This window comes from Stenotrophomonas sp. GW821-FHT02D01 (assembly GCF_059421765.1).
In genome coordinates this window covers 735,433-756,060 of the sequence record NZ_JBWKVP010000001.1, presented here as the reverse complement: position 1 = coordinate 756,060, position 20,628 = coordinate 735,433, and the positions used below count along the sequence as shown (strand labels likewise).

General features: G+C 64.0%; 9 protein-coding genes. 1 reads left to right on the top strand and 8 read right to left on the bottom strand.

What is annotated here, in order from left to right; all coding sequences use genetic code 11:
* Positions 1-22: 22 nt before the first annotated feature.
* From AC07UW_RS03480 to AC07UW_RS03455, 6 genes are all read right to left on the bottom strand, one after another.
* Positions 23-1,309: a hypothetical protein gene (locus AC07UW_RS03480; protein ID WP_181950733.1), complete on the bottom strand. Its 1,287-nt coding sequence runs from the start codon at positions 1,307-1,309 to the stop codon at positions 23-25.
* Between the two features lie 220 nt (positions 1,310-1,529).
* Positions 1,530-1,898 carry a glycine zipper 2TM domain-containing protein gene (locus AC07UW_RS03475; RefSeq protein ID WP_495211445.1) on the bottom strand — a complete coding sequence of 123 codons (369 nt, stop codon included), beginning with the start codon at positions 1,896-1,898 and terminating at the stop codon, positions 1,530-1,532.
* Between the two features lie 154 nt (positions 1,899-2,052).
* A complete protein-coding gene (locus tag AC07UW_RS03470) occupies positions 2,053-4,275 on the bottom strand; it encodes a methyl-accepting chemotaxis protein (protein WP_495211444.1) in 2,223 nt (740 codons plus the stop codon).
* Positions 4,276-4,592: 317 nt separating this feature from the next.
* A complete protein-coding gene (locus tag AC07UW_RS03465; RefSeq protein WP_223494563.1) occupies positions 4,593-5,048 on the bottom strand; it encodes a Cdi1I family immunity protein in 456 nt (151 codons plus the stop codon).
* On the bottom strand, positions 5,041-16,332 hold the full coding sequence (locus AC07UW_RS03460) for a hemagglutinin repeat-containing protein (protein ID WP_495211443.1): 11,292 nt from the start codon (positions 16,330-16,332) through the stop codon (positions 5,041-5,043). Before AC07UW_RS03460 ends, AC07UW_RS03465 begins: the two co-directional genes overlap by 8 nt.
* Before the next feature lie 21 nt (positions 16,333-16,353).
* The gene (locus tag AC07UW_RS03455) at positions 16,354-18,030 is read right to left on the bottom strand and encodes a ShlB/FhaC/HecB family hemolysin secretion/activation protein (RefSeq protein ID WP_495211527.1); all 1,677 of its coding nucleotides are present in this window, start codon (positions 18,028-18,030) and stop codon (positions 16,354-16,356) included.
* Positions 18,031-18,398: 368 nt separating this feature from the next.
* Here AC07UW_RS03455 and AC07UW_RS03450 point away from each other — a divergent pair, with 368 nt between their 5' ends.
* Positions 18,399-18,791, top strand: a complete 393-nt coding sequence (locus AC07UW_RS03450; RefSeq protein ID WP_248149846.1) for a barstar family protein — start codon at positions 18,399-18,401, stop codon at positions 18,789-18,791.
* A gap of 93 nt (positions 18,792-18,884) precedes the next feature.
* On the opposite strand, the gene AC07UW_RS03445 is transcribed toward AC07UW_RS03450, so the two are convergent.
* Positions 18,885-19,430 carry an Imm57 family immunity protein gene (locus AC07UW_RS03445; RefSeq protein WP_495211442.1) on the bottom strand — a complete coding sequence of 182 codons (546 nt, stop codon included), beginning with the start codon at positions 19,428-19,430 and terminating at the stop codon, positions 18,885-18,887.
* A gap of 4 nt (positions 19,431-19,434) precedes the next feature.
* On the bottom strand, positions 19,435-20,439 hold the full coding sequence (locus AC07UW_RS03440) for an RHS repeat-associated core domain-containing protein (protein WP_495211441.1): 1,005 nt from the start codon (positions 20,437-20,439) through the stop codon (positions 19,435-19,437).
* Between the last annotated feature and the right edge of the window lie 189 nt (positions 20,440-20,628).

The following is a 20,628-nucleotide window of genomic DNA, read 5'->3' as shown; positions in this document are numbered from 1 at the left end:
ACTTGATCCCCTCCGTCCCCTTTTACGGTTCCGGTGCGTACCAGAACGGGATGCTGTATTCGCGACGGCGGCTGGGCCCACGTTCGCCGCCGTCGGCGTTCCAGACCAGTCGCAGGTCATGCCGGCCCGGCTTCAGATCCGCCATCGGCAAGTAGCCCACCAGCCCGCGCATATCCAGGTCCCGGCGCTCCATCGGCACGAAATCATGCAGGTCGACCTTGCCGCCATCGAGCTGCACCGTCCACAGCAGCGCCATGCAGTTCACCGCTGCCGTCGCCGCCTGTGCACCCTGCGCTTCGTTGCGGGCACCGCCCGCACAGCGCTGCCGTGCCACCGGATTGTCACGCTGCGGACGGTGCGGAATGAACAGCCGCAACCGCGATGCACTAATGGTATCGGCCGGAATCATCGGATAGGGCAGCAGCTGGTCATGCGCCGAGCGCAGCGATTCGTAGTGCGCGCCAAGCATGCCGTGGTCCACCGCTTCTTCGGTCATCACGCTGTAGCGGTTGAACAGCGAGAACTTCATCGAGCCGTACACCTGCAGCGCGGCGAGCACCATCGCCAGCATTACCGCCGATATATAGATCACGGTGAACGAGCGACCGCGCAGGTTGCTCTGCAGGGTCCACTGCATGGTCTGCAGCAGGCGCAGCATCGGTACCCGCTGCAGGCCAGCCAGCACCGACTGCAGCCGCTTCTCCTGCCGTGCGGTGTCCAGGCCCCGCGCGTGGCGCCGCGCGATCGATTTTTCCAGCAGCATCGGCACCATCGCCAGGCCAAGCAGGCCAACCATCAGCACCGCAACGATCGCCAGCGTGATGCGATCGACATCGCCGAAGGCGGCACCGATGGCCATCGCCACGCCCAGCGAGACAATCGCCACCACCAGCGTGCCGGCCAGGGTCTGCACGCACAGCAGCGTGCTCGAGAACAGCATGGTGGCAAGCCGGTCTGCGCGTTCGATGGTGCCGTCGAGCCCACCGTCGCGCTGCTTCAGGAACGCACGTGAGAACGGCCCCAACATTGTCAGTCGATCCCAGTCGATGCCTTTGGGGAAGTGCGATTTCAGGCCGATCAGGCCGATCCAGTAGCCACGCACCGCCAAGTGGATGATCAAGGCCACCGCCAGCACGTAGCACATGCCGACGCCGATACTGAAGGCGAACCACAGCGCCTGGAAATAGACCCCTTCGGTATGCAGGCTGCTGCGCGCCCAGGCATCGAACAGGTAGCCCGGCACGGCCAGCAGCGCGAAGGCAAGCAGGCCGGAAATGAACAGCTCCAGCTCGTCTGTGCGGTCGCGCACGCGGGAGTAGCTGGCTGTCGTGCGAGGCACTGCATCGGCAACATCGGACGGTTCCCGGCGGTCTACAGTACTCGACTCGTTCACTGGCGATTCATCCCTGGAGGTCGGCGCAGTATAGGCATGCACCCTGCTTCACGGAACGGGACCGGAAACGGAGAACGCCGGCACAGGGCCGGCGTTCGGGGTACAGCAGTGTGGAAGGGGTTATCGCATGGAGGGATCAGCGATAGACACGCTCACAACGGCGCTCGACCACGCGGTCGCCGGTCTTCTGCTGATGGTTGCCCTGGATCTGCCGCCCAGCTGCACCGCCCGCCACGGCACCGGCGACAGTCGCCAGCTTCTTGCCATTGCCGCCGCCTACCTGGTTGCCCAGCAGGCCACCGACCACGGCGCCCGTAGCGGTACCGGTGATGCGGTTGGGATCGCGGGTATTGCGCTGCACTTCCACGTTCTTGCAGACCACGCGGCTGCCATCGTTGAACTTGCGCCCTTCATCACGCGGGCCGTAATTCTGTGCGCCAGCAACGGACGAGGCCGCCAGCAGGGTGCCCAGCACCATCAATCGGGTCGAGCTCTTCATGGCCATCTCCTGTGCTCCGGTATGGGGCAAGTGTCTGCCTGCACGTGGCAACTGCAGGTGAAATCCACGTCTCCAAGCGCTCAATGGCCATCATCGGTTCAGGAAACAAAAATGCGCCCATCGCGACCAGCATCGCGATGGGCGCCGTCTCCCACCCGGCTTAGAACTCTTCCCACCCACCCGTGTTGGCAGCAAGCGACGGGGCGATGCGCGGCGGCACGCCGGTCACGCGACGCACCGGCGGCACGCTTGCGGCGACCGCGGCCAGCATCGGCCGGACCGCTGCCGCCGCCACCGAAGCCCCGGTGCGGAACACCGACACCGCTTCGGCCAGCAGGTTAGCCTGCTCCTCCATCGAACGTGCAGCAGCGCTGGCCTCTTCCACCAGCGCAGCATTCTGCTGGGTGGTTTCATCCATCTGCATCACAGTCTGGTTGACCTGCTCGATGCCGGAACTCTGCTCCTGCGACGCGGCGGAAATCTCGGCCATGATGTCTGTCACCCGCTGCACCGATGCAACGATCTCGCCCATCGTGGTGCCCGCCTGACGCACCAGCGCCGAGCCGTCGGATACCTTGCCCACCGACTCTTCGATCAGGCCCTTGATCTCCTTGGCGGCGCCCGCAGAGCGCTGCGCCAGCGTCCGCACCTCGCTGGCCACCACGGCAAAGCCCCTGCCTTGCTCGCCCGCGCGCGCAGCTTCCACCGCAGCGTTGAGCGCCAGGATATTGGTCTGGAAGGCAATGCCATCGATCACGCTGATGATCTCGGCGATCTTCTTCGACGACGCTTCGATGGCCGTCATGGTGGTCACCACCTGGCCGACCACTTCCCCACCCTGCGACGCCACCCCATGTGCACCGATTGCCAACTGGTTCGCCTGACGCGCGTGTTCGGCGTTCTGCTTCACCGTGGAGGTCAGTTCCTCCATCGACGCCGCCGTTTCTTCCAGATTGGCCGCCTGCTGCTCGGTACGGCGCGACAGATCGGTATTGCCCGAGGCGATTTCCCCCGCTGCCAGATTGATGCTGGATGCACTGGCCTGGATGCGGCCGACAATCTGGGTCAACTGCTCGACGGTGGCGTTGCAGTCGTCGCGCATGCGGGCGAACACACCGTGGAATTCGCCCTGCATGCGTACGGTCAGGTCTCCGCGCGAGATCGCCTGCAGCAGGCTCGACACCTGCACCAGGTTCTCATCGGTGGTCTGCATCAACCGGTTCAGGCCGGTCACCATCTCGCCGAAATCGTGCTCGAAGCGCGTTTCGTCGCCACGCAGGCTGAAGTCGCCTGCGGCGGCGGCCGTCGCCAAGCGGCGGATCTCGCCGTTGATGGCCGACAGACTCGATTTGGTCTCGTCCATGGCCTGAGTGATCGCCGCTTTTTCGCCCGGCAGGCGATCCATGTCCACCGACAGGTCACCGCGCGCGTAGTGCTTCATCACCTCGATCAGGCGGTTCTGTACCTGCACGTGCGAACCCACCAGCGCGTTGGTGTCATGCACCATCCGCCCGTAGTCACCGGGGAAGGTGCTCTCGTCCATGCGGTAGCTCAGGCTGCCGTCATCATGCTGCCGCGCCATCTCGCCCTGCGCCGTCATCACGGCCTGCAGCTGCCCCTGCATACGCTGCATGGATTTCAGCAACTGGGTCACCTCGTCGTTGCCCGAAGCATCGATGACGTTGTCCAGGCGACCGTTGGCGATGCCATCGGCCAGCTTCACCGCACCCGCCAAGGGGCGGGTCAGGCTGCGGGTGATCGCCCACGCAGCCAGTGCACCGAGGATCAGGCTGAGCACACCGAACGCAATGGACAGTGTTCCCGTCCACGCTTCCGTGGCGCGGTACTCCTCACGGCTGCGTTCGGTCAGGGCTTCCTGGTGCCGCAGCAGGCTGGAGATCGCTTCATTCCAGGCCGTGGCCAGACCGTGCTCGGCCAGCAATTCGGTGGCCGCACCATCGTAGTCGCCCGCCTTCATCCGCTCGTGCAATTGCTGGGTGGAGACGTCGGTCGCCTTGCGTGCCGCCGCGATCTGCGCCACCAGCGTATCGCCGGTGGCATCACGGGGAATCTTGACGTACTTGTCCCAGATGCCATCGTAGGTATGGCTCAGTTCCTGCGCCAGCTGGTAATCCTTGTCGAACTCCTCACCGCGCTTGATCACCATCAGGCGACGATGCATCAGCACCGCGTTGTTGGTATCGAGCATGTCGTTCAACAACCGCATCTTGACCATGTTCACGCCCACCACTTTCTCGAACTGGGCGGACTTCAGATGGTTTCCGTACAGCACCAGGCCGACGATGGCCAGGATGAACAGCAACAGCAGACCGAAGCCGGCGGAAAGCCGGGATCCCACACGGAGGTTGCGTAAGGCGAGCATCTCAATTCCCTTGATCGTGGCCCTATATCGGTGGCGGCACGGGATGGGGAAACTTTAAGGATACTTTACGCTGAAACCCTCATAAATGTGAATCGGCTCAAACATTCTTCCACATGCACCGACCCGCCCGCGCTGTTGGCAGGTAATCGTTAGAATTATTTCCAGCCCAACGACAGCCCGCCTCGAGAAAAAACGCCACTTTTCCTCAACGGTAAAGTCGGCCTACCTGATGCCCTGTTGACTTGTGGAAATCACTGCAGACCGACCCTTGGTAGCTGCCTGCGGCACCGAACAAGCCACTAAGAAGTGCCCCAACCTTAGGACGCCATTGGGCCAGGAAACTCATCGGTGAAAAACCGTGTTTCTTCATCCTTTGCAGGCTCCATGCCTCCAATAACGGTCCTCGCACCAACCACGCCTTTTATGTACAAGAACAATTTCTGCAGCTCATCCATCGCAGCCAAAACCTCCGCGCGATCCGCGTCGAATGAAACCTCAACATCCATCAGACCATCATATCTAAGCACTCGAAGCAACAAAAATGGCAGATGCACATTGCCAACATTGAATCCTTGCAGTGTTTGCACGAGGCATGAATCGCCATCTGCGCAAGCAGAGCCAGGGCCGGCGTCAATCCACATTTCGACATCAACGGGCATGCCATCAACTTCCGGAACTGAAACCGAATCCGAGGACCGCCAAATTCTCGCCAACACGGCCAGAACCCCGTCAAGAGGTACTCCTTCCATCACCACTTCGTACGCGTCACTCATCGATAAACCCCTTGAACCTTCCGTCCATATTCAATCTAACACCCCGTCCATCAGGAAGCTTCTTCTCCAAGAAGGTGATTCCATCCTTATTGGTTACAGGTTTGAACTCTCCTGGCGCCCTCGCCACTTCACGAAGATGCCTCATTGCTTGTTCGTTCCACGACTTCATCGAACCGGTCATTTTCCCCCATACTTCAGGGTTTCTGCCGGCATGCTTCGACAAGGCATGACCAATCACAGTGCTGCCCTTGTAGGGGGCTTGGGCGGAGCCGAGGACTATCCGAATTTGGCCTGCACTGACGGTCCCCCCCACATGTGCAACAGCGGATGCTGAGTTCTTGATAGCCTGCGAAGCAATTGATTCCGCGACCTCTGCCACAACCTTGCCACCCGGAACCTTGGTCGCAACTAACAGAGGAATTGCCGCGAGGCTCGCAGACTCACCATCCCCCTTCAACAGGTTCTTAATGAAGCTCCCAATCGCGCCAATATCCCCACTGAAGGTCTCAAGAATGGTAATTCCATCTCGTCCGCGCGCACCCGTTGCCAACTCGGCGAATTGGCGATTGTAATCCAAGCGTACGTCCGCTTCTGTCTTGCCCCCATCCATGAGCGCTTCAGAGAGGAAATCAATTTCCCTTCTTCGAGTTCCAAGCAGATCCTTGTACAGGCTGTGGTCGCGACGCCTGTTGTCGTCCAGCTCTATGAATCCCTCACGCTGCTGGCCATCAGGCCCAATGAATGTCATCGGATTGGCTCCAATGAAGTGAGATGCAGCAGCGTCAGAGTCGTACTTGCCATAGATCTCATCAACCCGCGCGTATGCTTCACGTAGCAAACGGCCTCGTGCCTGCTTGATCTGGTCAGGAGTGCAGGTCGACCCACACCCGTACAACTGATCTGCAAACTCTTCAGCCTTTCCCACCAAGAAATTTATTTCGTCTGGATGCAACTGACGGTTGTACCGATCCCCCAACAGCGCAGTTGCAGCACCGTCGGTCCCACCGACCACACCACCCAATGCAGCGCTCGCCAGTTCGATCAGGCTATTGAACTCAGCACTACTGGGGTCCATACCCTGACCCGTAAGGAACCTGATCATCGCATCCTTGGCCAGCTCGGAACCGGCCGCAGCCGCCGCTGCACCGCCGATATCCCCACCGCTCAACGCTGCCACTGCCGCGCCAGTCAGACCGTGCAGGAGTACTTTGTTGCGTCCACCCTCGCCCCACTGGTCAATCCGGCGAAGTGCATCGGCTTCGGCCTCAGCATCGCCATTGGCACGGGCCACTTCCAGGTCTGCATTTGCCTGGGCAGTTTTTTTTGCTGCCAGGTTGCCGATCACTTCAAAGCCGATGGCACCAAGCATCTCAGTCAGTTCCTGCCTCTCCTGCACCTTTCTTTCGTCAAAGATCGGCGCAAAGCCGTTGGCGTTGTCTAAGCCCGTCACGCCACGCTGCAAGCCTGCTAGTACGGAGTCGTCACCGTTGCGGATCTCGACTGTTCCATCTGCCAAGCCACTGCGAGTTGTGGAACTCTTGCTGTCCCCTGTCGGCAGACCGGGCACCAGTGACGGATCGAACGAGAAGCCATCCGAGGGATTGCCACCGCCGCTTGTACCGCCACTGACGGACGCAGAAAGGAACTCAGCACGATTCTTCAGCTCCTCGAACGACAGGCTGCCCGTAGACAGCTGATTCTTCGACGGATCCGCCGTACTGCCGATCACAGCACCAGCGAGGTGGGTATTTCCCCCAACCTGAAGCTGGAATCCGCCGCTACCCGCTGCGATTCCTGTCTGCTCGCGAACACTGCGATAGTCACTGTCGATCATGCTGGCACTACCGCTGGCGCTGCCCTCAAAGCCGTAGCCGATGGTCGCCTCGCCCTTCGCAGCCAGCTGATCGGTCTTGTAACGGTCTGTGTCCTGCTCGCTGCGCAGCGTCAAATCGCCGGTTACACGTCCGACCACTTGGTCGGCCAGGAGCTGTGCGCCTTGCAAGGTGGTATTGCCGCCACTGCTGAAAGTCAGCCTGTCGCCGGCCTGGATGATGCTCTCGTTGTGAAGGGTGCCCTCGCCGTCCGCCTTGCCGCGCGCAGCGTTCGCGCCCACGTAGACACCGATGGCGGCACCTCCACCACTGCTGCCACTGATGGCAACGCCCACCTCCCCGCCCAGCGACTGGTTTCGGCTCTCCTGAGAGTAGCGATCTTCACTGCTACGGATGATCAGGTCATTCGCTGCGGCCAGATCGACATTGCGGCCGGAAATCTGGCTGCCGACAATCGTCAGGTCGCCGCCGGTCGCAGCAACAACAACGTCGCCCTCGCTCTTCAGGAGGCTGCCCCGGTGCGTTGTCTGCTCCATTACGCTCTCAGAGCGGGACCGCTGGCTGCCAACCGTCACTCTGACATTCAAGCCGGCACCGCCCTCGCCGTTGCCCGATTGCTGGCCAACCGCTTCGGCGACGGCTATCGCTCCTTGAGCAGCTTTGTACGCATAAAGTGCTTTCAGACGATCATCTTCGACTTCATCTGCTCTCTTGGCGGTCGCATAGACCGCCCTCGCGCTTTGCACGGTATCAACGCTGGCACCGCCCAGCGCGACATTCAGACCGGACTGGCGGAAGTAGCTATTGTCGGTGTATGTCGTTTGTTGCTTGGCAGCATCAATGAGCACGTCCTTGCCAATCATCGTGATGCCCGTCTTGGACAGCACATCCGATCCACCCAGGTGCAAGGTCTGCCCGGCAGAGAGCGTAACGCTCCCTTGCGCGCTGCCAATGAGACTTCCTTCGGCGAGCGTTTCAGTCAACGAGTTGCTGTTTCCGTTGCTACGGCTCCCAAACGTCACGCCGAAGCTGCCGTTCATACCTCCCAGAAGGCCCGATTTCCTGCGGTCGCTGCTGTGTTGTTCGGAATGAGTTGATTCGGCAGCCAAGATGCTGAGATTGCCCTTGGCTGCCATCAGAACGTCGGCGGTCGCCGCTACCCTGGCCCCCTCAACAGTAATGTCCCGGCCGGCTCCAATGATTACTTTCTCTCCCGAGAGCGTGGTGCCCATTGCCAGGGCGTCCTGCGTGGCATCATGCGTTGCGGTTCGGGTGCTGGAGGTGAGCCCGCGCTTCTTGCTCTGAGTGTCCTTCTCCCACGTATGCGATTCCTGAGCTGCGAGGAGATTGACATCGCGCTCTGCGCCAATGCTGATCGCGCCTTGGTCGCTTCGCACGCCCGCCGCAATCAACGTCACATCGCGGCCAGCGGAGAACGCGATGTCATCCCCCGCTTGCAACTGGCTTCCACGAACTGTCTCATCACTCTGACTAACCTGCAGTGAGCTGCGCTTGCCCGCATTGGCGAAGTCGCGACTCTCACTGTCCACCAATGCCTGGCTGTTGATGTCACCACCGGCCTGCAGCGCCAGTCCACCACCGGCCTTGATCTGCGCGGCGGCCAGGTTGATGTCCTTGCCAGCAGCCAGCACTACATCGCCACCACCCTGTACCGACGTGGCAGCGTGCGTTGTCTTGCTGCTGCGCTGGTGGTTGCGGTCGTCGAAGGTGGCATCGCGGCGCTCGTCCAGCGCAATCGTGCCGACATCCAGATTCCCACCTGCCGCCAACTGGGTAAGACCATCGGTGCCGGCATTGCGGATCTGCGCGGCCTGCAGGCTGATGTCACCGCCGGCCACCACCGACAACATGCCATCGCCGCTGGGGTTGGTCACATACAGGCCGGCGACGCGATCGATGCGGTTGGTCTCGTATTGGTAGGTACCACCGCCCCGCTGTGTTTCCACGGTGGAGGCCACCGTGACATTTCCCGCCGCCTGCACCGACAGCGCATCGGTCGCCGTCACGGATGCACCGGCAATGCGGATGTCCTTGTCCGACGCCAACCCGACGTATTGGCCGGAGATGCTGCCGCCCAGGTGTTCGATGTTGCCGGCATCGATGGTCACCAGCTTGCGACCAGCGATGTCACCGGTGTTGACCAGGCCATTGGCCAGTTTGATATCGACATTTGCGCCGGCCAGCAGCGCACCCTGCCCGTCCAGGTCACCCGGGCGCAAGCGCAGGTACACCTGCGGCACCAGCGCGGTGGTGGTGCTGCCGTCGGCCAGGGTCACGGTCTGCTCGACGAGCCAGACAATGTCGCTGGTCAGCTGCGCCATCTGCGCCTCGGTCAGCGCCACGCCCGGGCGCAGCCCCCATTCGCTGGCCACGGTAGCGCCGGCTTCCAGCAGCGCGCGGTACTGCGCCTCATCGCTGGCGTAACCATCAAGGAAGCGGCGGCCGGTCAGCTCGCCGATCTGCTCGCGCACCAGCTTCTGTTCGTAGTAGCCGTCACCCAGCCGCTTCTGCACGGTATCGGGCGAGTAACCCATCTGCCCCAGCAGGTGGTCCGAGCTCAGCCACGTCTTGTGGTCGGTGAAGCGCGGATCGGTTTCAACCAGATAGTTGCCACCGTTGCGATTGACGTTGAACAGGCTGGCCGTGGGTGCGCGGGTGTCCGGCGCGCCCATCGCGATGCGGTCCGGCGAGCCGCCGGCGGCGGCGACCACGCGCGAACCGGATGCGGCGCCATTGCCGGCGATGCCCCCGACCGTGCCGCCCTGCTGCGTGCCGGCGGCATCGGCCGCCTGCGCCAGCGCGCGTTCCGCCCCCGTCCCTACGCTGTGGCCCGGTCCCTGCGCACCGTTATGGCCAGGGCCGTCCGGCAGCGTCTTCGGCCCCTGCACGTTGAGGTTGGCCATTGCCGCGCCATCCTGCACGTTGGGTGCGTTGCGCCCCTGGTTGAGGTTGCTGAGGTCGCCAACGTCGATGGTCAGGGTGCCGCCGCTGGTGATGCTGCCGCCGATCTTCCCGGTCACTTCGGAGATCGCCGGGTTGCTCCAGGTGACGAGGTCGCCGGAGAAGGTATGCCCCACGTTGTTGAAAGCATGGGTGCGATACAGCGTCGCAGCCAGGTTCTCCACCTTGGCGGTGCCACCCAGGCCAACGATGTCGAGATTGCCGCCGGCGGCAATGCTGCCGTAGTGATTGCGCAGATCATCGGTACGCAATCGCATTGCACCACCGGCGCGGATGACCGCATCGGCGCCTACGCCTGGCCCCAGAACATCCTCGGTCACCGTCTGCGTGGCGATGCGGTACTGTTCGTTGCTGCTGACGTTGTTGCCGCCGGAACCTCGCGGATTGGTCAGGTGCTGGTCCGGGGCATAGTCCTTGTAGGTCCACAGCTGCACGCAGTTGGTGGTGCAGGTGCCATAGGCGTTGGAATAGGTCAGCTTGTCGTCGACGTAGCGGAAGGGCGGTGCATCCGGATGCAGCCCGCTCAGCTCGGTGAACGGATCATCCGCGCCGCTGGCGACCTGGTCGGGATTGATCTGGTTGTCCTGGCGACCGACGTAGTACATGACCACGGTGCCGTCCTGCACGTTCAAGCGCGAACGCTCGCCGAGGCCGGCATAGAGCCCGCCGCGCCCGAAGAAGTAGGCGCTGGTCTGTGCTGTCAGGCGCACCACCGCCCGGTGTACGGTGAAGCCGTCGGGGGTGATGTGCGGCGTATCTTCCAGGATGTCTGCAGGATTGAGGTAATAGACCTCGTGCGCGCTGTAGTGACTGGTACTGCGGATGTTCTCGGTGCCGTTCTTGCCGTTGCGCCACCATGCAGGACGATCCATGCGCACCGGCGCGTTCACCGTGGTGGTCTGGGTGATGACCACGTTCTCACGGATGTTGTTGATCACGCCCGCATCGATCGCCAGGTTGCCGCTTACATCAATGATCGAACCGATGTTGTCGATCCTGCCGGCAGTGCCCGCAGCAATGCGATCAGCCCCCAGCGATCCACCGATGGCCGCGTCGCCGCCGCTGTAGATCAGGCCCTTGCCGGTGTTCTGGAGTTCGCGCACGCCCAGGTCCAGGCGCTCGCGCGCGGCCACGGTGCCGACGCGGGTGGCACCGTTGGCATCCTCGGCATGGTTCTTCAGCACGCCGGCCGAGATCGCCACGTGGTCGCCATAGATTCGGCCGGTGCCAAGGTTGTCCAGCACGTCGGCTTCGAGGTGGGTCACCTTGCCGTCGATCAGGCCGCGATTGGTCAGCTGGCCGCGTGCATTGAGATGGGTGATGCCTTCGCTGGAGATCTCGCCGTTGGCCGCGTTGGTGATGTTCTGCGCGTTGAGATCGAGGTTGCCGCCACGCAGTACGCCCTGGTTGTCCAGGTCGCCGGACAGATGCAGGGCCAGCGTGCCGTTGGCAACCCACTCGCCGCGGTTGCTCAGGCCCTGCTGCAGGGTCAGGCTCAAGTCGCGCTGGGCGTGTACCTGGCCGTCCTCGCTGAGCGCGCGCGCCACCAGGGTCTGGCTGCCATCGGCCCGCAGCAGGCCGCCACTGTTGGCGACGCTGTCGGCACTGCTGTCGAGGTTGCCGCCGGTGGTGATGACACCCCCGTTGTTCTGCAGCTGGCCGTTGACCTGCAACCGCGCGCCGCCATCGGTGACGATCTGTCCCTGGCTGTTGTCCAGCCACTGCGTTCCGAACTGCAGCTGGCCCGCCTGCAGGCCGCTGGTGCCATCGCCGCCGCGGGTGTTGCGGTTGTCCACGCTGGCTGCGGTGAGGGTCAGCAACTGGCCGGCGGCGATCGCGCCGGCAGTGTTGTCCAGGTGCCCGCTCAGGGTCAGGTCGAGATTGCGCCCGGCCTGCACGCGCCCGGCGCCGTTGGCCAGCGTCGTCGCCTGCAGCGACAGGCCCGCCGCGCTGGCAAGCGTACCGCCGGCGCTGTTGTCGGCACTGGCCAGCACCAGCCGCGCATCGCCCTGTGCGTTCAGCGTGCCACCTCGGTTGTCCAGCGCACCAGCGTCCAGCTGCAGTGTGCCCGCCGCCAACAGGCCACCACTGCTGGCGGTGTCCCGGTTGTCGATGGTCTGCCCTGCGGTATCGATGCGGAGATCGGCGGCCGACTGCACCCGGCCACCCTGGTTGAGCAGCGCGCCACTGTGCACGGTCAGCGCACCCTTCTGCGTACCCAGCGTACCTGCGCTGTTGTCCAGCCGCTGGCCGCGGGTATCGACGGTCAGCTGCCCCCCCAGCAGCGTGCCGCGTTGGTTGTCGAGGCCATTGGCCTGCAGTTGCAGCAGCTCGCCGGCCTGCATCGCGCCATCGCTGTTGTCCACGCCTGCAACCGTGGTCAGCAGCAGGTCCTTGCCTGCCACCACCGTGCCATGCCGGTTGTCGAGGCTGGCAGCGTCCAGCGTCATCGAACCAGTGCTGGACAGCAGCCCCTGACTGCCGTTGTCGAGGCGACCGTCGATGCCCAGTACCAGCTCGCTGCCACCGGCGTGGACGGTACCGCCGAGGTTGTCGAGGCTGGCGGCATTGATCGTGCCCGCGCCACCCAGCAGGATGCGCCCGCTCTGGTTGTCCAGTGCCTGGCGGATGGCCAGGGTGGAACGGCCGCTGCCGGCGCCCTGCAGGGTGCCCTGCGCATTGATCAGCTGCCGCGCGGAAACGTCGAGCACGCCATTGCTGGCCAGCGAGCCGCCGCGATTGTCCAGCAGCCCCTGCACCCGCAGGCGCAGCGCTTCTTCGCCGGTGGCAGTGAGCGCACCGCCGGCCGTGGTCAGGCTATCGGCAGTGAGGTCGATGCGGCGCGCCGACGTGGTCGCCTTCGACAGATCGAGGGTCTTGCCCTCCAGCACCAACGTGCCATTGCTGAGCACGCTGCCACCCGCACCCAGCAGGGTCTGTGCGAGCACCTGCAACTGGCCGCTGCCGGCGTGCTGGATCTTGCCTGCGCTGTTGTCCAGCGTCTGCGCCTGCAGCGTCAGGTCACCATTGCTGGCCAGCGTACCGCCGGCATTGCCCAGCGTGGTGGCATGGATGCGGTTGGCACCCTCTCCACTTGCGATGATGCGGCCGCCGGCGTTGTCCAGCGTTCCGGCCTCGAGGTCGAAGCGGTCAGCCCCCAGCGTTGCGTCGCGATGGTCTACCTCATCCGCGCGCAGGGTCAGCGTAGCCGCAGAGACCAACGTGCCCTTGCTGCCATCCAGACGGGTTGTGGTGATATCCAGGCCTTGGTTGCCGGCCTGGCGGATGGCACCGGCGGTATTGTCCAGCTGCGCGGCAGTGAGGGTCAGCCGGTTGGCATTGCTGGCGATGGTGCCTTCATGGTTGTCCAGCGTACCGTTGACCTGCAACGTGCTGTCGGCTGCACCGGCAGCACTGAGCGTGCCCTTGCGGTTGAGCAGTTCACCGGCCTGCACATCCAGGGCGCCGTTGCCGGCGATCGTGCCGCCGCTGTTGTCCACGGTCTGCACCACGCGCAACTGCAGCGCATCGCTGCCGGTGGCGCTGAGGTTGCCGCCGGCGTTGTCCAGGCGCTCGGCATTGATCGCGATGCGCTCGGCCTGGGTGGTGCTGCCGGCACCCAGTACCAGCTCGCCCCCCTCAAGCGTCAGCGCCGACTGGCTGAGAATCCGGCCCGCCGCGCCCTGCAGCGCATCGGCACGGATCTGCAGCGTGCCACTGCCCGCGTGCTCGATTGCACCGCTGCGGTTGTCCAGCCGCGCCGCCTGCAGCAGCACGTCGCCCGTGCCGGCCAGGCGGCCGCCGTTGCTGTTGTCCAACAGTTCGCGGGCCTGCAACTGCAACAAGCCGCTGCCCGCCGCAAGCACCTTGCCGCCCTGGTTGAGCAGGCTGCCGACGTGCAGCTGCAACTGGCCGTTGCCAGAGATCGCACCGGCGCTGTTGTCCAGATCGTCGCGCACGGTCAGTGTCGCGCCCTGGCTACCAGCCGACTGCAGCGTGCCCTTCTGGTTGTCGATGCGGCCCGCATCGATGCGCAGGCCCGCATTGCCAAGCACCTGCCCGCCTTGGTTGTCGAAGGTGCCACGTACTTCCAGCGCCAACTCGGAATTGCCGAGCGACACGATCTGGCCACCGGCATTGCGCAGGCCGTCGGCCTGGATCTGCACGCTCTGCGCCGAGGTGATGCCGCCACTCACATCCAGCTGACCACCGGTCAGCGACAGGTCGCCGTTGCTGAGCAGGCGGCCTTCGCTGCCTCGCAGCGTATCGGCGTGTACACGCAACGCGCCGTTGCCGGCCTGCTGCAGCAGGCCCTTGCTGTTGTCCAGCGTGGTCGCTGTCAGGTGCAGCTCGCCATTGCCGGCCACGGTGCCACCGGCACTGTTGTCCAGCGTACCGGCGCGCAGCGCGCTGCCCTGGTTGCCCAGCGACAGCAGGCTGCCGCCGCGGTTGTCCAGCGTGCCGGCGACGATCTGGAACTGCGCTGCGGTGAGCGTGCCATTGCGCACGTCCGCATTGCCCACCGTCCAGTCCAGGCGACCGAGCGTGCTCAGGCGACCGCCGGCACCGGTCCAGTCGCCCGTGGTCAGCAACAGGCCGCCGTTACCGGCGTGCTCGATGCGGCCACCGGCGTTGAAGACCCGACCTGCCCCCAGCGTCAGGCGCTCGGCATTGGTCGCCAGCAGGCCGCCCTCGTTGTTGAACGCGCCTTGCACTGTCCAGGCCGACTCGGCACTGCCGGCATGGCGCAGCTCGCCTGCCCGGTTGTCCAGCGACTGTGTCTGCAGCTGCAGCGCACCGGCCACACTCAGCGCGCCCTTCTGGTTGGACAGCGTGCCCAGCTGCAGCGCAGCGTCACCGTGCACCTGCAGTGTGCCGCCATCGTTGTTCAGATCGCCCGTGGCGCGCAGTGAGGCCACACCAAGGCGGCCTCCGCTGTTGTCCAGACCATTGCCCGCAACCAGCGATACACGACCGCCGTTGCTGATGCTGCCGCCGTCGTTGTCGAGCGTGCCGGCGATGTCCAGCACACCGGCGGCCAACGGAACAGCCGGCGTCACTGGCGTACCGCCGCCAGTGCCGGTACCCGGTGTACCCGGAGTACCCGTACCGGGCGTGCCGGTTCCGGGTGCACCGGTACCTGGCGTTCCACCGCTTCCCGGCGAGGAGCCACTGCCGGGGGTGCCGCCGGAGCCGCCCGACGCCACCGCATCCAGCGCACCGATCAGGCCTTCGCTGCGATTGCTCACGCTGCCCGCGTTGAGGCTCAACGCCTGCACGCCGGTCTGCTCGATGGCGCCGCCACGGTTGCGCAGGGCCTGTGCCTGCAGCTGCAGGCGCTGTGCATTGAGCTTGCCGCCACTGTTGTCCAGCGTGCCACCGGAGGTGATCGCAGCTTCACGCGTGGCAGCGATGGTGCCGGCATTGACCAGATCGCCGCTCGCCTGCACGCGCACGTTCTGCAGTGACTGCAGCGCGCCGGTGTTCTCCAGCCGGCCGTCCACCGTGACCACGAGTTCGCCGGCCTGGGCACCGATGCTGCCGGCATTGCGCACGCCCACACCGTGTTCATTGCCGACCAGCCAGATCTTGTTGGCGAACATGCCACCCAGCGCGCCCACATCCAGTGCAAAGGTCGGCGCATCGCCGCTGGCCGCCGCAGCGTTGACCTGGCTGTGGTCGGCACTGACCACGTTGTTGCCGAGGGTCGCCTGCAGCTGGTTGGCCCAGATGCCGGCGTTGACCTTCAGCGATCGGGTGATCAGGTCGGTGTAGTCGGCGCGGCTGGCATCGAGGCCATCGCCGTTGACCTCGATTGCCCCACCACTGACCCGATAACCTTCCAGCGAACCGCTGCCGCTGAACACCGGCGTGCCGGTGGTGAGCGTGACGCGGCTGGCATTGAGGAAACCACCACCGTTGACCTGGATACCGGCCGGATTGGCGATGATGACCTCGGCGCGCTGTCCGGCCACTTCCACATAGCCATTGAGTCGGCTGGCCGGGCCGTTGACCTCGTTGAGGATGACCCGTGCGCTGCCGGTGGCGAGCCACGGATTGCCCTGCACCCAGCCACCCAGCTGCGTCTGCACCTGGCCACGCGCGTTGTTGAGGATCACGCCCTCACGGCCGACATCGAACTGCGAGTAACGGTTGCGCGAAACACCACCGGCCGATGGCGTGGTGATGTTGACCATCGGCACACCGTTCGGCGCGGTGACCACGGTGGGCCGCTCACGGCCGGGCGCGTTGGGATCGGACATGATGTGGCCGACCGACTGCGCTGCAGCCACGGGCGCCAGGCTGACCCATCCCAACGCGCACATCAGCGCGAAGCCGAGCGGCGACACGGCTGCCGTCTGCCGGCCGGCGACCTGGCCGACCAGGCCACCACCGCCTTTCACCAGTTCCGAAGCGACCTGCCACACGCGCAGCGCGCGGTTGAAAACCAGGCGATAGATGCTGTTCATTTCACGAATCCTTGTGCCAGATCAGTAGCGCCACGCCAGGCTGAAGCCGAAGGTGGTGTAGTCAGTCGGGAAGTTGGAGGGCTTGTGCAGGGCCGAGCCCACGAAGCCGTCCCAGGAAAGCTGCTGCCAGCCGCCGCGCAGGCCCAATGCCATGCCGGCCAGATCCCGGCCGGATTGCCATTGCGCCGATGGCCCGCCGATGCGGCCGTAGTCGGCGGCGACGTAGAACTCCTGGCCGCCGCCGATACCCAGCGACAAATCGTTGCGCAGCGACCAGCCACGCTCGCCGCTGAGCGAGCTTTCGCCATCAAAGCCACGCACCGTGTAGCGGCCGCCGATCGCAAAGCGATCCTGGGGCGACAATGGTGTGCGGTTCCACTGCGCGCGCCAGGCAGCGGTGTAGCGCAGGCGCTGCTTGCCCAGCTGGAACGGCACGCTGAACTGCGCGTCAGCCGTGATCACCTTCATCCGCGAGGTGCCTTCCAACGGCAGGGTCGGATCCCACGCCTGGGCCATCTCTTCCGGGGAGCGCAGTGCATGGAAGGCGCCGGTGCCGCGCCGGTATGCCAGCGTGGCATCAAGCGTAGCCGCGCCGATGAACTGCTTGTGGGTCAGGCCGAGCTCCCAGCCCGAGGTACGGCGACGCTGCACCTCGATCTCGGTATCGTCGATGTAGTTCTTCGACGTGCGCTGCCAACCGCGGCCGTAGATGCCCAGCTTGGTCTTGGCATTGCGCAGCAGCAGGCGATCCACGCGTGCCTCGGCGTTGCCGCTGCGGCCGCTGTAGTCATAGCTTTCGTACGCGCCCACCACGGTCTGGCTGTAGTCGTAGGCACTGGCCGTGGCGCCGAACAGCCAGTAGCCGTAGGGCACGTCGTAGTGCGCGGTCCAGCTGTTGGTGTCCTTGCCTTTGCCATTGAACACCCCGCGCCCCGCGCTGACGTAGAACAGCTCGTTCAGGCCCAGCGGGTTGTCCAACGACAGCGTGGCGTTGGCCTGCAGCTTGCCGGTGCCGCGGCTGCCTGCATCATCCAGGGTCAGGCTGGCATGCACCGGCGAACGCTGCTTCCAGTCGATCTTCAGGTCGCTCTGGCCGGGCGCGGCGCCTTCGCCGTCTGCAGGTGCGATCTTGATGTCAGCAGTGACGGTGGGCACGCGCTGCAGGTTCTCCAGCCCCTGCTCGATGTCGCGCAGGTTCAACAGGCCGCCACTGCGGATCGGCAGCGCATTGGCGATGGCCGGATGCCGCCCATCCGCCTCGGTGAACACCGCCTCGCGGAATCGCCCGGGCACCACCGACAGTGTCAGCGTGCCGGTATTCAGATCCTGCGGAGCCGACAGCACGCGGGTGGTGACATAGCCACGCGCGATGATCGCGTTCTGCACGCGCTTCATCACCACGTTGATGCCTTCAGTGCCCAGGCAGCGGCCGCTGGCGGGATCTTCGCGTGGATCGGCTTTGGCCAATGCCCACTGGAAGTCCTTGGCACCCTCGCCGTCCAGCACGATGCGATCAATACGCACGCAGGGCTGCTCCTGCGTCGGCAGGCGCTCCCCCTGTTCACCCTGGCTGCTCTCCAGGCGTACATCGGGCCGGCTTTCCTGCTGCTCGCGCAGCACGCGTTCTCGTTCCTGCTGGCGCAGCAGCTCCTGCGCGCCCGGGTCACCCACCTGCTGGGCAGCAACACTGAAGGCCATGCCCAGAAGCACCAACCCTCCACCACTGCGGCGCGCACCGCGCACAGACATCTTCCTTGCTTGCACAATCAATTCCACGTGTTGATGCCACGCGTCAGCGGTCCTGCTCCCGGAAAGGAGAAGGGCCAACCCGATGGCTTGAATCGAGGTTCGCCGGGGTATGCAACGGCATGCCACCGCGCCCGACGCGAAGTGGCGCATAGGCTATCGGCCGCCCGAAGGATTTCTATAGGGAAATTTTCAAATGCCCACTACTACGGGACAGAACACCGCAGGCAGAGATCCAGAGTATGCGTGGGCGCGCGCCACGTCGCAAAGCAACGGCGTTCAGCACAACGCCTTTCGCCGGCCCACGCTACAGTCGGCGCATGACCGTATTCCTGCAGATCAATGGCACCGCCATTGTTGATATCCCCAGCCTCTATGCGGAGATCAACCGGGTATTCATGGCCGGCGAAGCCTGGCAGCTCGGGCCCAGTCTCGATGGGCTGGACGATCTGCTGTACGGCGGTTATGGCGCGCTGGCCGGGCACGAAACCGCCACGCTGGTCTGGCGCGACATCGACCGCAGCCGAGAGGCACTGGGATTGGAGGCCACGCGCGCGTGGCTGGAAGACAAGCTGCGGCAGCCGAGTACGTTCAATGCCGAAACCATCGGCCGCCAGCTGGACGCCCTGCAACGTGGCGAGGGGCAGACCTACTTCGACATCGTGATGGAGATCTTCGCCAGCCACCCGAACGTTGCACTGGTGTGCGCCTGAAGTGGCGCCCCTCCCCCCTGCGGCATCGCGCCTGCGGAACACGCCAACCGTTACAGCGCGACCGGTTGTGGTAGTACATGTCAAACGACCGATTCAGACGCCATCGCAGTCACTACCGGCCTTGGCGAGCCTGACCACGTCACGCAGGGAACTCTGGATGTCCGCGACTGAGCTACAGATGTTTTCAGGCGCCACGTCGAAGTTCGCCCCGCCCGCCCGACGCTTGAAAGCAGCAAGTTCGGAGAGGCATTGACCTGCCAGCTTCCTGGCATCCAGCCTCGACGCAGCCTGAACCATTGAATTGCCCTGCGCGGCGACGTAGCACTTGTAGTCTTCGGAGAGCGCTCCGTCCATACGGAAGCGGGACAGTTCAACCAAGTTCCGAGGGGCAGCCGGACTCCTACTGCCCCCTATCAAGGCAAGACCAAGCTCAGCACCGTCAGCTCCTACACAGGCATATGGCGTCTGAGAGCACAGTGACTTGCTCTCGGAACTCTTGTGCACTACCAGCGAGGCAAGAATAGAGTGTTCGGCCATCTCCATGTCTGCCGCGAGTCTTTCTGCCAGCGGCCGGGCGGACACCGAGGAGCCATATAGAACACAAAGGACGAAGCACGAAATCAGCACAGTGGTTTTCATCGGCTCACCAGAATCTTGGGGGAAGACGCGTAAACTGATCCATCACCTGCAGAGTACTCCCTGGCTCATCGTCGATTAGCTCATTGAGCTTTTTCAGGTCCGCGGCAGCACCTGTCACGCACCCCTCGGAACAGAAGTGCGGGCCCAGCGACGGACCAAAGGCGTTTGCACAGCTGTGCGACCTTATCAGGGATCGGCCAAAGGTATTGGTTTCTGGAGCAGGCTCCAAAGCTCGGCCATTGGGCTTGCTGGTCCAGGTACTTGTCCAGTTCCGCTTACCTGTCGGAATAGGGCCACGTCCTTGGAGGCTTGTACAAGCCGGGTTGTTCTTGCACTGCATCCCGCCCCCATTGTTTCCAGAGGCAACCCTGATCGAAAGGTATTGCTTTCCTTCTGTCGACGGGAAGCACTCCATTCGCTCATCCCGGATCGAGTAATAGCAGCTAGCGAGACCAAATCTGTCACTAAGCTGGATGGGCGAATTCTCGGCGTATCCGTAGGTTCCAATGCCACCCGCAATTCCGATGGGATCGCTCTGCACATAGCGTCCAGCAGACGGATCGTAGTCACGATAGTAGTTCTGGTTGAGACCAGAAACACCTTCATAGAGCTGCCCAGGGAAGCGCATCGCAAACTCAAACAGACTGCCGTCCTGGTCAGGATCCTCATTTGGGGCCGTTGCACCGAACGCCTCCCCCTTCATATCCCAACTCCAAACCGCCACGTCACGGGCTGGGTCAACGACAACGCGAGGGGTACCCAGATGATCCGGCTGAACGTAGTAGAGGGCGCTACCCTTCAGCAACCCGACGGGAAGGTTGTCCAACCAGATTACCTGCTGACGCGCAACACCCGTCTGGTCGTATTCCCCCAGCCATTGCCCGCGCTCGTCGTAGAGATTCAGGGCTGAAGCACCTTCGGCCTTCCGAGGAATCTGCTGACCCAGATCGTTGTAGCGGTATTCCGCAGCAACCGCGCCGTTTAGCTTCACCGCACTCAAGCGACCCATTTGCCGTCCAAGACGCGGTAAGGCTTTCCGGGGTCTGCGGGTGGTCGAGGGGCGATGCCGCCCCGCCCCTGCTTGCCGTCGAGCGGGCCCTTGGCCACGCTCAGTTCGCAGATTTGGCGGCAGGTCAGCTTAAACTTGGTGCCTCGCCGGCGCGGGGCATCTGCCTGCGCCGCAACAACCGTATCCATG

What these genes read in the sequence shown, in the direction of transcription:
- AC07UW_RS03475 (WP_495211445.1), bottom strand. Translation starts at nt 1,898, where the DNA reads ATGGCCATGAAGAGCTCGACCCGATTGATGGTGCTGGGCACCCTGCTG.
- AC07UW_RS03470 (WP_495211444.1), bottom strand. Translation starts at nt 4,275, where the DNA reads ATGCTCGCCTTACGCAACCTCCGTGTGGGATCCCGGCTTTCCGCCGGC.
- AC07UW_RS03465 (WP_223494563.1), bottom strand. Translation starts at nt 5,048, where the DNA reads ATGAGTGACGCGTACGAAGTGGTGATGGAAGGAGTACCTCTTGACGGG.
- AC07UW_RS03460 (WP_495211443.1), bottom strand. Translation starts at nt 16,332, where the DNA reads ATGAACAGCATCTATCGCCTGGTTTTCAACCGCGCGCTGCGCGTGTGG.
- AC07UW_RS03455 (WP_495211527.1), bottom strand. Translation starts at nt 18,030, where the DNA reads ATGGCCTTCAGTGTTGCTGCCCAGCAGGTGGGTGACCCGGGCGCGCAG.
- AC07UW_RS03450 (WP_248149846.1), top strand. Translation starts at nt 18,399, where the DNA reads ATGACCGTATTCCTGCAGATCAATGGCACCGCCATTGTTGATATCCCC.
- AC07UW_RS03445 (WP_495211442.1), bottom strand. Translation starts at nt 19,430, where the DNA reads ATGAAAACCACTGTGCTGATTTCGTGCTTCGTCCTTTGTGTTCTATAT.
- AC07UW_RS03440 (WP_495211441.1), bottom strand. Translation starts at nt 20,439, where the DNA reads ATGGGTCGCTTGAGTGCGGTGAAGCTAAACGGCGCGGTTGCTGCGGAA.